Raw genomic sequence first — 12,917 nt, 5'->3', positions numbered from 1 at the left:
AGGAATCAACGTCCACTCCCGACTCACGAATCAATGCGCTCTCACTCCGTGGGCACTGACAAGACGCTGTTCAAAAGTTGTATCTGGCAGGTGGATGACTGGCGTGGAGCTGTTTTCCTAAGTCGCGTGTAGGTGTAGATGAAGGCCAGCATATCCTTGCGAAAAGTAAGCGCAATCTTGGGAGATTTCGGATTTTCTGGTCACTGCGGTCCGGATAGAGTGCTTGGTCCTGAGCCGAGTGCTACTAATGCGGATAACTACGAAAAGAAACAGAATTAAAGAGAGTCCAGCGGGAATGGTGGCCCGCCTGCTGACCGCACTCGTGCTGCTCACGATCGCGTTCGGGGCCAACGCGGAGGCAGGAGATGGCGTGTGCGCCCCTCTTTATGTCAGATCGGGAGCGATACAGGGAACGCCGACCTGTTTCGCAAACGCATGGGGTAATACTCCAATCAATCTGTCGAATCATTATTGCGTCAACGAGCCGTCGCGAATCACGAGGTGGTGTGGAACGCCGCCAGACGATACTAGTGCCGATAACAGTTGTTCGGTAGCCGACCCGGTCTACGCGAGTTCAGGCGCAACCACGGTCAGGGAAGTTGATTTTCATAGCGGTGACGATCGGCCTTTTGTATTCAGCCGCACCTACCGCGGCCGCCCGGTTGCACGGCCGGATTCCGGCTTGGGGTCACTTTGGTTTCACAACTGGCAGCGCCAGCTTAATCTTGCGAGCGTAAATGGCATCCCGGCACGGGTAACGGCTTACCGTGAAGATGGCCATCCAGCGACTTTTAATAAGGCTTCTGGCGGATGGCGTCCTGCGGACGGAGCGCCACTGTTGCTGACGCAAGCCTCTTCATCGTGGACGCTCGATGACTTAACCAACGGCAGCAGGGAAGCCTATTCCGCACAAGGCGTTCTGTTGTCTGTTACTGAACACGATGGTCGGGTGGCTACGCTCACATACAGCGATGCGAATACCCCAGCTTCCGTGGCGCCAGCAGCGGGACTGCTCGTCGCGGTTACCGACCACGCGGCAGGATCGAACCCGTACTACGACTTAAGTATCCGTCTGACCTACGATGCCAGGCAGCGCATTACCCAACTGACGGATTCAATCGGGAACGTTACGCAGTACGCCTACGACGGATACAACAACCTCGTTTCCGTTACCTGGCCAGATGGAAACGTCCGCCGTTATGCCTATGAGGACGCCCGCTTCACCGGTGCTTTAACTGGTGTGATTGACGAAGCAGGGACTCGCATAGCGACTTGGGCATACGACGCAGTGGGGCGTGCCACGGCAGTAACCCATCCGAATGCACAGCAGAATGTGGCGTTTGCCTATGGCGTTAACACATCGACCATAACCAGTAGCCAGCGCGCAACGACCGTGAACTTCGCCCCGTTCGGAGGAATGTTGCGCGCGACGGGAAGCGATGCTGGCTACAGCATGGGTTGGGACGCGGGGGGCAAACTCACGAGCGAGGTCGCACCGTACGGGAAGAACGTCCAGTACGAGTATGACGATAGCAATCGCCCCATCCGGGCAATTTCGATCAGTAGTTCCGGCGCGACAGCGATCACGTCGGTGCGCTACGCTGACTCCGCGAGCCTGCGCCCATATATGGTCGCGACACCAGGATGGCTCCGTACGTATGTTTATGACGCGAATGGCAATCCGACCGGCATCAGTGAACGACGGACAACGGATACGACAGGTGCGGACGGATTGGCGGCGACCCTGGCCGATGGCCCAACCCGTGCTTATGGGATGGTGTTCGACTCATCGAACCGGCTGACGTTCGCCCAGATGTACGACGACGGTCAGTTAACCGGCGAATGGGGAATAACGCAAGACGCGACTGGCAACCTCCGCTCGATCAATGACAGGAAGTCTGGCAAGGTACTTTTTATAGGTCTTCGAGATTCAGCGCACCGGGCAATCCAGTTCAGTAGTCCGGGCTTCACTGCGAATCCCTATTACGATGCACGTGGACGCCTGATTGGTTTTCAGTACTTTGAAGACGCGAGCCCACTCAATGGCAACGTTAAACGCGCTCTCAAAGTCAGTTATACCTACGCGGCTGACGGAACTCTGGCTGCGCGTGCGGGTACCGTGTCGACAAATCTTGGCCCGGACCTGTCCATCTCCGATGGCGAGATTGATAAGTGGCTTGAGAATATCGAGTCTGGAGTCTTGCCCGCAGGGCCATCGCTGAACCTGCTCGGTATGGTTAAGGCATTGCAGTTCGCGCAGGAACCGGGGCTGGAGCCGGTGTGTCCCGAATGCGCAATTGCTGCGGGCGCTCGATTTGCGTGGCTCGTGTTCCAGCTTGCCAAAGATCCGATGTGGGCAACGAAAAATGGAATTCAGCAAGCGACAGAAGCGAAACAGTGCAAACCTACGGGCGGTAACAATGCTGCAGACATTGTCTTCAAAAGGGACCACTATATAAACCGAGCGGTGCGCGACGGTCTTAATCTCGATCACGCGGAGCCGCAGGTGGCTGATGAGATTAATGCAATGAGGTCGGATATGCTTCCCAACACAAACACGATCAAACAGATTACCGTGGATGGACTTCCTGTGGAATTCCGGGCATATGTGCACGCGGACGGACAGGTGAGTGTTGGCACAATTTTCGTGGTCAAATGATGCTTCGTGAACTAACTGATGGCGAAAGAGCCTTTATTCGCAGTATTGCATTCCGGCTTGATGACAAGGAGAGGGGCGAACTCCTGTCTGACCTTGAACGGGCCCGTGCAGAACCGACACTTGACGATGGGTCGTTGATTCTTTTCCACATCGAGGGTTACCAGCGGCCCCACCATGTCGGGCAGCACACATTTCCATTTGAGGGACGGGTACTGGATGCGGACGGCGCAGAAGTTTGTGTTCTGTTATTCGCTGACCCGGGCAACCGACTATTGGAACTCGAGTTCCTACGTTGGGCAGACGGGGGGCTGCAGGGACCGGATTGGGCTACATTACAAATAGTCCCAAAACCGTCACCCATCCAATAGCGCCGGGCCGTACTCCAAAGAGCGCGCCCGTGCCGCCTTTTTACGGCGGGATTCAGGACAGTCCTTCTGTCGGGGACGAAGCTTTTCCCGCACGCCGCCCCGCCAAGCTTCGTGCGGCGGGGCTGTTTATCGCAGAGTGTGATTTGTCCACAGCCCCGCGAACAGATTCTGTTGATAACTTCCCCGCGCGATGCCGCGGCCAAATGAGTACTTTCAACCAATATGGCGGGTGTATGCTCAACCCGTCAGTTTCTGTTTGAGAGCACTCGACCACACCGCAACCCGGCCGTGGCTCATTGAAGATCAAAACCGCGCCGCGCGCTTTTTTGTCCGCAGCGGCAGCGGCTTTTTACAAGCGCGAACGCGATGGACACGATGAACCCGGCGGCATCCATCGGGCGGTCGGATGAATGAGCCGCAGCGTTTCACGGTGCGCCACGTCAGCGTCTACCGTTACTCGGAGCCCGTGCGCTTCGGCGAACATCGCATGATGTTCCGGCCGCGCGCGAGCCACGATTTGCGGCTCGTCACGAACAAGCTGGTGATTACGCCCGAGCCGTCGCGGCTGCATTGGCTGCACGACGTGTTCGACAACTCGGTGGCGGTCGCGAGTTTCGCGGGCAAGGCGAGCGAATTGCGCTTCGACAGCGAAGTGACACTCGAGCACTTCGAAGCGCCCATGCCCGATTATGCGCTCGAGCCGTATGCGGTGAACTGGCCGTTCGCGTACACCAACGAGGAAGCTTCAGATCTCGTGAACGCGCGCAGCCGCCAGTATCCGGACAGCGACGTGGACGAATGGGCGCGCCGCTTCGTGCCGATCCTGGGCAGTTCTGCGAAGACCGGCGGCAAAGGTGGCAAAAGCAGCGCGGGTAGTGGCGGCACGATGGCGCTGCTACGTGCCATGACGCTCGAAATCAAGAGCACGTTTTTCTATGTGCGCCGCACGGAAAAAGGCGTGAACCGTCCCGGCGACACATTGCGCAGCCGCAGCGGCAGTTGTCGCGATTTTGCCGTGCTGATGATTGACGCGGTGCGCTCGCTCGGCCTCGCGGCGCGCTTCGTGAGCGGCTATCTGTTCGTGCCCGAGCATGACGCCACGCAAGGCGGCGGCGCGACGCACGCGTGGCTGCAGATCTATTTGCCCGGCGCCGGCTGGGTCGATTTCGACCCGACCAATAGCATCGTCGGCAATCGCCATCTGATTCGCGTGGCGGTGGCGTGGAACGCCTATCAGGCGCTGCCGTTGTGGGGCACGTGGCATGGCGCGCCGCATTCGTTTCGCGGCTTGCAGGTGGACGTGAGCGTGACCGAAGGCGAATGACGGCCAGCCAGCGCGAATAAGGCGAATGAACGCGCGCCGAAAATCACGGCGCGTCGAATCGAAAAGTGTTTGCGGGAGTGACGCTGCGGGCGGCTCGCCGTCCGGGTCAATTGAATGTTTCAACTGGAAAAGGGCGCTGCGATGAAATTGCGCGTTGGCTACGAGCTGGTCTATGAGTGCGTGCAACCGACGCCGATGATGCTGATGTTGAACACCCACTATTCGCACGCGAAAGAGGTGCTGAATCCTGATGTGCTGGTGGTCGATCCGCCGGTGCCGATCCGCCAGTATCGCGACTCGTTCGGCAATCTGTGCAGCCGGCTGGTGGCGCCGCCGGGAAAAATCTCTTTTTCGACGAGTGCGGTGCTGGAGGTGTCGTCCGAGCCGGAGATGCGGCCGCCGTACACCGAACAGCATCCGGTGGAAATGCTGCCCGACGATACGCTGGTCTTTCTGCTCGGCAGCCGCTATTGCGAAACCGATCTGCTCTCCGAATTCGCGTGGCAGACCTTCGGCAAGCTGCCGCTCGGCCGCGGGCGCGTGGATGCGATCTGCGACTACGTGCACAACCACATCGTGTTCGGCTACGACTTTGCACGGCCGACCAAGACCGCCTGGCAGGCGTGGCAGGAGCGCAAAGGCGTGTGCCGCGACTTCGCGCATCTGGCCGTGGCGCTATGCCGGGCCATGAATATTCCAGCGCGTTATTGCACGGGCTATATCAGCGACGTCGGCCTGCCGCCGCCGTACGCGACGATGGACTTCGCCGCGTGGTTCGAGGCCTACATCGGCGGATGCTGGCAAACCTTCGACCCGCGCAACAACGCGCCGCGCACGGGACGTGTGCTGATGGCACGCGGCCGCGACGCCGCCGACGTGGCGCTCAGCAATGCATTTGGGCCCACGCAGTTGTTGAAGTTCGCGGTGGTATGCGAGGCGGTCTAGCTGTGTTGCGGATAACGACCTCAAGCCACCCGGGCGCAGCGTAGCCCGCGCCCGAGATTGATCACGACATTCGGGCAAGCCGCTGCGGCTTCATTCCCCGAGCGCCAGTGCGCGCTTCCGGCTTCGCACCAGCGCCGCGCCGATCGACACCGCCGCGCCGATGCCGCCCATCGTCAGTGAAAGAATGACGATCAGCGGCCCGGTTTGCGTGCGCGCCGAGAATACGCTGACCAGCAAGCCGGCGAGCGGCTGAGTCATGTTGTTCAGAAGGATCACCACGCCGGTCGTCTTGCCGTAGTCTTGCGCTGGAATGATTTGTTGCCGCGCGCTGCGGATGTAGACGTTGAACATCTTGTCGAAGCCGACGATCAGCAGGAAGCCGAGCGCATAGCCCCACGGTGCCGCGCTCGCGCCGGCGATCACGCCGCCCGCGCAAATCGAGACGAAGGCGACCAGTCCCAGCGTGCGCGCCGGCCATGCGGCGCGTGCGATCGTCAACAGGATCAGCACCGTGGCGACAGCGCCGGCGGTTTGCAGTCCGGCATAGTAGCGATTCGATTGCGCGTGAAGGCCGGTCACCATGGCCGCGGACGTGGCGAGCGTCACGCCGATCACCAGATTTTCGGCCGCGGCGAGCAGCACGACTTTCTTCAGGCCCGGCAGCACCAGCACATGACGCAGCGCGATGCGCAGCGGCAGCGTCCAGTGGCCCGGCGCCAGAGGCGGCGGCTCGGCGGCGCGAAAACCGCTGGTGCGCTGCCACAGCAGCAGGGCGGCATCGGCGAGAAGAAACAGCATGCCGGTTACGCCGACCACCCATTCCCAACGCCACAGGCCGAGCAGCAGCGCGGCGAGCATCGGACCGAGCACGAAGCCCAACTGGTCGGCCAACTGCGAGTAGGCGAGCACGCGCTGGAACTGCTGCGTGCTGAAGATCTGCGGCAGCATGACTTCACGTGCGACGAGGCCTTGGCTCGTCAATACGCCGCACACCGCCGAGAGTGCGATCAACCAGCCGATGCCACCAAACAACGCATAAGCGAATATGCCGCCGAAGCAGGCCAGCGCCCGCACCGCCTGGCTGACGCGCATCAATCTGAGCGGCGAGATGCGATCGCACAACGCGCCGAAGAAAGGAAACACCAGATAGCGCGGCAGCGTTTCGATAAAGAACGCGAGGCCCGACCACGAGACTTGATGCGTGGTCTGGAAGACGACGAGCGGCACGAGAAACAGCAGGACCTGATCGGCGAGACGCGCGACAAACAGCGAGCAGAAGAAAGCCTGATGGTTGACGCGCACCGTTCATGTCCCGCCGTTAATGGGTCGAGACCGATCCTATCAAAGATGGAGCTGTCGCGCCCTTCGTCCGCTCGCTGCGCTGTGAATGCACAACGCATGCAAGCGGCCCGCGCGCCGACGCCAGCGCGCGGTCAGGGGCGCACTTCAATCGCCGCGATAAGCCGCTTCGAGCGGCGCGATATCGAGCTTGACCATGCTCATCATCTGTTTCATCACGCGGCTCGCCTTGACGGTGTCCGGGTCGCGCAGCATCTCGCCGAGTACGTCGGGCGCGATCTGCCACGAGACGCCGAAGCGGTCCTGAAGCCAGCCGCATTGCCACTCCTTGCCGCCGTCCAGGAGTTTCGTCCAGTAACGGTCGATTTCCTCTTGCGACTCGCAGTGCACGAACAGCGAAATCGCCGGTGTGAAGGGGAACTGCGGGCCGCCGTTCAGGGCCATGAACTCCTGGCCCTCGATCTCGAACGTGATGGCCAGCACGTCGCCCGCCGGCCCGGGTCCGGCGTCCGTGTAATGCATCGTGGTGGCAATGCGGGAATCGGAAAACACGGACGTATAGAAGCGGGCCGCCTCTTCGGCATTGCCGTCGAACCACAGGCACGGCGCAATCTTTTGCATGACGTTTCTCCTCCTTCTCACCGAACGGACCGCGCTTTACTTCATGCAGTCCATCATGGCTTTCTGGATTTCTTCCGGGCTCAGGTCGCGCTTGTGCGTGGCCAACGACCAGCTATGGCCGAACGGGTCTTTCACCTGACCGTACCGGTCGCCCCAGAACATGTCGGTGACAGGCATGACGACGGTCGCGCCGGCGTCGACGGCCTGTTTGAAGCTGGCGTCGACATCTTCCACATAGTAGTGAATCGTAACCGGCGTGCCTTTCAGCGTGTTCGGGCCGAACGACTGGTGCTCGGGCCATTCGTCGGTCAGCATCAGCATGGAATCGCCGATCTTCAGCGTGGCGTGCATGACCTTGCCGCCAGGGCCCGGCAGGCGGACCTGTTCGACGGCGTTGAAGGCTTTCGTGTAGAACGCGATGGCTTCGGCGGCATTGGCGCAGATCAGATACGGGGTGAGCGAATGCATTCCCTCGGGGATCGGTTTGACAGCGTTGCTGGACATGACGGCGACTCCTTTAAGTAACAGGTTCGTGAGTTGAAAGACCGACTCGGTCGAGTCAGGTCTTCAACGTTACGACGGTTACGTGACCGGTGAATCGACACTCCGGGAAAAATATTTTTCAGGCGCGCGTCTCAACCGGCCGGATTGTCCTCGTCGGGCGGCGCGGCGGACGGCGCCGGCGCGCCACCACGCGGCGCGCCGAGGATGCTGATCTGGAACGTCGGCGTCGCCGCGAGCGATTGCAACGTGGCGTCTTCGGGAATGTGTTCGAACAGCGGCAGAATCACCGAGCCGCCGATCACCGCGCGCCGGCTGTCGTCGGCGGGCCGCAAGCCCCATACGTCCTGATAGACGACCGGCACCGCGCTGCCGTTGCGGGTGGTGTTGCCGATATACAGCATCACATGCCCACCGATGTAGATCAGCGTGCGCAACGGCTCGCCGTGCTGCGCCAGATAGTCGAGCCGCTGCGCGGGCGTGGACGACGACAGGTCGATCATGCGGCCGGCGCTCATCTGCGTGGACGAATGGCGCGGCAGCCAGACGCCGAACGCGGCGAAGATGCTTTGCAGTTCCGACGAACAGTCGTTGTAGAGCCCGCTATTGCCCCAGCCGTACGGGCGGCCGATCAGCGTTTTCATCAGCATCGCCAGATGGCGCGGCGTGGCGGCGAGCGGCGCCGGCGCGATTTGCGCGTCGCTCAGGGCGGCGGTGCGGATCAGCGCCTGGCCGTCCGCGTCGCGGGCCGGGACGAGTATTTGACGCGCCGCTGCCGGCTCGGCTGCGGCGCCAATGTCGCTCGCGGCAGGTTTCGCTTGCGCCGGTCGCGCGGCGTTGGCGGGCACGATCGGCAGCAGCGTGCCGGCCGGCGCGTCGAAGCGGAACACGCCGCGGCTGTCGCGCACTGGCGCCGACGCCACGATCACCGCACCGAGCGCTTTGCCCGTTGCGGCGCGCCATGTATCGACGAAGCGATCGTCGGCCATGCCGACGCCGTCGCTGCGCACCCAGCCTTGCACGTCGGGCGTCTGCACGTAATGCCACGCGCCGTCGACGCTGCCGCCGAGCACGTAAAGCGGCGTGCCGGGACGCACGGCCGAGATCTGCAGGTTGTCGAACGGATAGCCTTCGCCGGCCAGGCGGTGGTCGTAGAACGACGGGTCGGTGGTCGGCAGTTCGCGCACCATCAGATTGCTGGTGGCGATTGCGCGGCGCTGCGGCTGATAGACGGCCGTCTGCGTGAACTGCGCGACATTCATGTTTTGCGCGATGGCGTCGATCCACGCCTTGTCATGCGGCCGAAAATTTTCGCCGTAGCCGATGTCCGCGCCGCTCTTGCCGGTGTTATCGAACCTGGCGATGCGCCGCTGCTGCAACGCGGCAATGTCCGCGCCTTGCTGGCGATAGACGCGCATCGTCACGAAACTGGCATTCCACGGTGAAGGCGCCGCGGTGCCAGTGCCGAAGTAGCGTGCGTAGAGCGCCTTGAAGTGCGCCTGCTGTTCCGCCGCGCTCAGGAACGGCTGGTCGTAGCCTGGACTGTCCGGTTCGAGCCAGTGATCGACGTTCTGGTCGTAATGCGCGATGGGGAACAGCGTGACGGTGTCGAGTTGGGTGTGCGTGTCATGCGTCGGCGACGGGTTGCTGCACGCGGTGATCGCGGCGAGCATGGCGCATAGCGCGGCGCCGCGACGGGCGCTCGGCCAGGCGGCGGCAAGGCGGGATGGAACGGCAACGGGCATAGGTTTCGGCGAAGAAGGTCCAGGGCACGATGATACGGTGTCGGCGCATTGTGCGGCACGTTCGACCGGCGCCGCGCTGTGCACGCCCATGCATAATGCTTATGTGGTTTCATTGGGCGTTCGCATTGTTCATGGCGGCTGCGCGATACCGCGCTTTACGCGCAGCTTTCCGCAGCCGGCGAGCATTTCACGACGCTCACCGCTCAACCCGACAGATGGCTTCCAACCAACGTTCGTACGAGGTCGCCTAACCAGGGAGAACAACATGCAAACCAGCGCGCGCAATCAATTCGCCGGCGAAATCACCGAACTCAAGCATGGCGCCGTGAACGACGAAGTCACGCTGCGCACTCAGGACGGCCTGGAGATCGTCTCGATCATCACCCATGGCAGCGCAACGTCGCTCGGTCTCGCGGTGGGCAAACAAGCCTTTGCGCTGGTCAAGGCGTCGTCGGTGATCGTGATGGTCGATGCCGCGAAGAATCAGGTGTCGGCGCGCAATTGCATCGCCGGTACGGTGTCGGCGCTCACGAAGGGCGCGGTGAATTCCGAAGTGTCGATCAGCGCCGGCGGCGCGCAGATCGCGGCGATCATCACCAATGAAAGCGTCGATCGCCTGGGTCTCGCGAACGGCAAAGCGGCGACGGCGATCTTCAAGGCATCGAGCGTGATCATCGGCGTCGATCAGTAATGGTCGTGTGGTTGTTCCGTTGGTTTCCGCCTTGCGCGGAGGCCGACGGGTCTGCCGGAACCGGAAGGAGAACGGGCTTTGCTGTGTGGCCGTCGCCGTGCGCGTGCGCGCCGTGAAGGAAATGGCGGCTTGCTTTAAACTGCACGACTCGCTGTTCCTCCTTCCGCTTTCATCACGGACGCCGTCATGTTCGAAGTCTCCTCTGCCTCGCATCTGCCCAAAGCCGCGCACTACGAAGAACTCGTCGCGCAGGCGCGCTCGCTGCTCGCCGGCGAAACCGACTGGATCGCCAACGCCGCGAATTTTTCCGCCTTCGTGTTTCATTCGCTCAGCGATCTGAACTGGGCCGGCTTCTATTTCCACGACGGTCGGGAACTGGTCGTCGGACCGTTCCAGGGCAAGCCCGCGTGCGTGCGAATTCCGCTCGGCAAGGGCGTCTGCGGCACGGCCGCGCAGACCCGCGAGACACAGGTGGTGCGCGATGTGCACGAGTTTCCCGGCCATATCGCCTGCGATTCGGCCTCGCAATCGGAAATCGTCGTGCCGCTCGTCGCGCCGGACGGCACGCTGATCGGCGTGTGGGATGTGGACAGCCCGAGCGTCGCGCGCTTCGACGAAGAAGACGCGAAGGGCATGGAAGCACTGTGCGCGGTGTTCATCGAAGCAGCGCTTCCGCGCGCCGCGTAAAAAACGGAACGGCGGCGCCTTCTGCTTTTCCGTATATAGAGTCAATGCAGTTCCGGGATCGGTCGGCGGATCTCATCCCGCCATAGTTCTCTCCAACGCGCTCGAGGCAGCTCGCGAGCGCGACGAACCGCCTCCAGGTTCTGGCGACACGCATGCGTTCCGCCACCACTGCCACCGCCAGCCCGCTGACATTTCAACGTCCGCCGCCGCGGCCAATTCGGCGGGGGCGCGAAAGCCGTTATCATACGCACGGTTGCCCGCAACATCGGACCGGAATTTCGGGGCTACTGGTTGCGCCCACGCGTCAAAAAACGCTCGATCGCTTTCACTACTCAGGAAAATCAAAGGCCGGCGCGATGCACGTCCCCCTCTACGCTGAAACGCGTACGCGCGATGCCGCGCTTGCGTCGGCGCCTTATGGCATGTTTACCTGCACCGCGGACGGCACGTTCGACTCCATCAACGCCGCTTTCGAGAAGCTGACGGGATGGGCGGCTGAAGAACTGATCGGTCGGCGCACCTTCGAGTCTTTGTTCGATCCCGCCGAACTGGCCAAACGCCGCGCCGAATTGCCGCCGCTTGCCATGGTGACGTCGCGCTATGAAGGCGAGTGGAGCTTTTTGCGGCGCAACGGTACGCCGGTTCGCGTGGTGCTGGCGTTGGCGCCGCTCGTCAACGAGCCCGCCCAGGCCGCTTGCGCGGCGCTGTATGTGGGCATCGCCATCGACATGACGCGTTACGCGCAATCGGAAGCGCGCCTCTGGTACGTCGCGCATCACGACGGCGTGACCCGCCTGCCGAATCAAACGCTATTCACCGAACGGCTGGAACTGACGATTGCGCGTTGCGAGCGTAGCGGCAGCGGTTTTACCGTGCTGATCGCCGAGCTCGATCATCTGCGCAAACTGCGCGACGCGCTCGGCTTGCATGCGGCTGAACTCGTGCTGCAGATTGTTGGTGAACGCTTGCGCGGTCTCTTTCCGAACGACGGCACCATCGCTTCGATCGGCGGCACGCAGTTCGCGTTGCTGGTCAACGAAACCGGCCCGGCGGCCGATGCGTTCGCCGCCGAAGCGCTAGGCCGCATCGCCGAGGCGATCGACTACGCCGGCACCGCGTTGACCATTACCGCAAGCATCGGCATCGTGGCTTATCCGGCCGACGGCGGCGATGCGCCTACGCTGATGCGTCGCGCGGGCGTGGCGCTGTCGGCGGCTTCGGCGGTGAACGGTAACGCGGTGCGGCGGTTTTCCACCGCGCTCGAAGGCCAGGCCGCGCGCCGCTTCGAACTGCAGACCATGTTGCGCGACGCAATCGAGCGTCAGCAACTGCATCTCGTGTATCAGCCGCAGGTTACGCTGTCCAACGGCCACATCGCGCAAGTGGAGGCGCTGCTGCGCTGGAACCATCCGCAACGCGGCCTGATCAGTCCCGTCGAATTCGTGCCGGTTGCGGAGGAGGCGGGTTTGATCGAGCAGATCGGCGAGTGGGTGATCCGGACCGCGTGCCGCGACGCCGGCAAGTTGCTGCGGCTGACGGGCCACTTGCCGCGCTTCGCGGTGAACGTCTCGCCGCAGCAGTTCCAGCGGCACAATCTGTTCGAAACGATCCGCGAGGCATTGGAAGATGCCGCGCTCGACCCCTCGTATCTCGAAGTGGAAATCACCGAGGGCGTGCTGCTCGGTGACACCGAACAGGCTTTGCAGACGCTTTTTGCCCTGCGCGATCTAGGCGTTGAGGTCGCAGTGGACGACTTCGGCACCGGCTATTCGAGCCTGGCTTATCTGACGCGTTTTCCGCTGAACCGTTTGAAAATCGACCGCTCGTTTGTGATGCGCATGAGCACCGATCCGCAGTGCGCGGCCCTGGTGGGCGCCATCATCGCGATGGCGCACGCGCTCAAACTGCGCGTGACGGCCGAAGGTGTCGAAACGGCCGAGCAGGCCGCGCAACTCGAAGCGCTCGGTTGCGATGAAGCGCAAGGCTTCTGGTTCTCGCGACCGGTTACTGTTGCGGCACTGCGTAATCTGCTGAGGCCTTTGGGCACTCTTTGAAGCCGGGTTGCCGCAAGCATGGA

Annotated in this window: 11 protein-coding genes; 7 read left to right on the top strand and 4 right to left on the bottom strand. The window is 62.2% G+C overall.

The window, feature by feature from the left end; genetic code table 11:
- Positions 1-295 precede the first annotated feature (295 nt).
- The 4 genes from B0G71_RS14430 (at position 296) to B0G71_RS14415 (ending at position 5,296) form a co-directional block, all read left to right on the top strand.
- Positions 296-2,659: a DUF6531 domain-containing protein gene (locus tag B0G71_RS14430; protein ID WP_181916773.1), complete on the top strand. Its 2,364-nt coding sequence runs from the start codon at positions 296-298 to the stop codon at positions 2,657-2,659.
- Positions 2,656-3,027, top strand: coding sequence for a DUF6984 family protein (locus tag B0G71_RS42645; protein ID WP_116142489.1), 372 nt, complete (start codon positions 2,656-2,658; stop codon positions 3,025-3,027). Before B0G71_RS14430 ends, B0G71_RS42645 begins: the two co-directional genes overlap by 4 nt.
- A gap of 406 nt (positions 3,028-3,433) precedes the next feature.
- The gene (locus B0G71_RS14420) at positions 3,434-4,351 is read left to right on the top strand and encodes a transglutaminase family protein (RefSeq protein ID WP_116142488.1); all 918 of its coding nucleotides are present in this window, start codon (positions 3,434-3,436) and stop codon (positions 4,349-4,351) included.
- Between the two features lie 141 nt (positions 4,352-4,492).
- Positions 4,493-5,296 carry a transglutaminase family protein gene (locus B0G71_RS14415; protein ID WP_116148605.1) on the top strand — a complete coding sequence of 268 codons (804 nt, stop codon included), beginning with the start codon at positions 4,493-4,495 and terminating at the stop codon, positions 5,294-5,296.
- Positions 5,297-5,386: 90 nt separating this feature from the next.
- Here the strand turns inward: B0G71_RS14415 and B0G71_RS14410 are convergent, their stop codons facing one another.
- The 4 genes from B0G71_RS14410 to B0G71_RS14395 form a co-directional block, all read right to left on the bottom strand.
- Positions 5,387-6,598, bottom strand: coding sequence for an MFS transporter (locus tag B0G71_RS14410; RefSeq protein ID WP_116142487.1), 1,212 nt, complete (start codon positions 6,596-6,598; stop codon positions 5,387-5,389).
- Positions 6,599-6,742: 144 nt separating this feature from the next.
- Positions 6,743-7,216: a VOC family protein gene (locus B0G71_RS14405; protein ID WP_116142486.1), complete on the bottom strand. Its 474-nt coding sequence runs from the start codon at positions 7,214-7,216 to the stop codon at positions 6,743-6,745.
- 36 nt (positions 7,217-7,252) lie between these two features.
- A complete protein-coding gene (locus tag B0G71_RS14400) occupies positions 7,253-7,720 on the bottom strand; it encodes a VOC family protein (RefSeq protein ID WP_116142485.1) in 468 nt (155 codons plus the stop codon).
- A 131-nt stretch (positions 7,721-7,851) separates the two neighbouring features.
- Positions 7,852-9,462, bottom strand: a complete 1,611-nt coding sequence (locus tag B0G71_RS14395; protein WP_116142484.1) for an SH3 domain-containing C40 family peptidase — start codon at positions 9,460-9,462, stop codon at positions 7,852-7,854.
- Positions 9,463-9,727: 265 nt separating this feature from the next.
- On the opposite strand from B0G71_RS14395, the gene B0G71_RS14390 reads away from it, so the two are divergent.
- From B0G71_RS14390 to B0G71_RS14380, 3 genes are all read left to right on the top strand, one after another.
- Positions 9,728-10,153, top strand: coding sequence for a molybdopterin-binding protein (locus B0G71_RS14390; RefSeq protein ID WP_116142483.1), 426 nt, complete (start codon positions 9,728-9,730; stop codon positions 10,151-10,153).
- Between the two features lie 186 nt (positions 10,154-10,339).
- The gene (locus tag B0G71_RS14385; protein WP_106280276.1) at positions 10,340-10,840 is read left to right on the top strand and encodes a GAF domain-containing protein; all 501 of its coding nucleotides are present in this window, start codon (positions 10,340-10,342) and stop codon (positions 10,838-10,840) included.
- Between the two features lie 356 nt (positions 10,841-11,196).
- Positions 11,197-12,894, top strand: coding sequence for a bifunctional diguanylate cyclase/phosphodiesterase (locus B0G71_RS14380; protein ID WP_116148603.1), 1,698 nt, complete (start codon positions 11,197-11,199; stop codon positions 12,892-12,894).
- Positions 12,895-12,917: the final 23 nt, after the last annotated feature.

Source organism: Paraburkholderia sp. BL27I4N3 (assembly GCF_003386115.1).
Lineage (GTDB): Bacteria > Pseudomonadota > Gammaproteobacteria > Burkholderiales > Burkholderiaceae > Paraburkholderia.
This window is presented reverse-complemented; position numbering and strand designations above follow the sequence as displayed.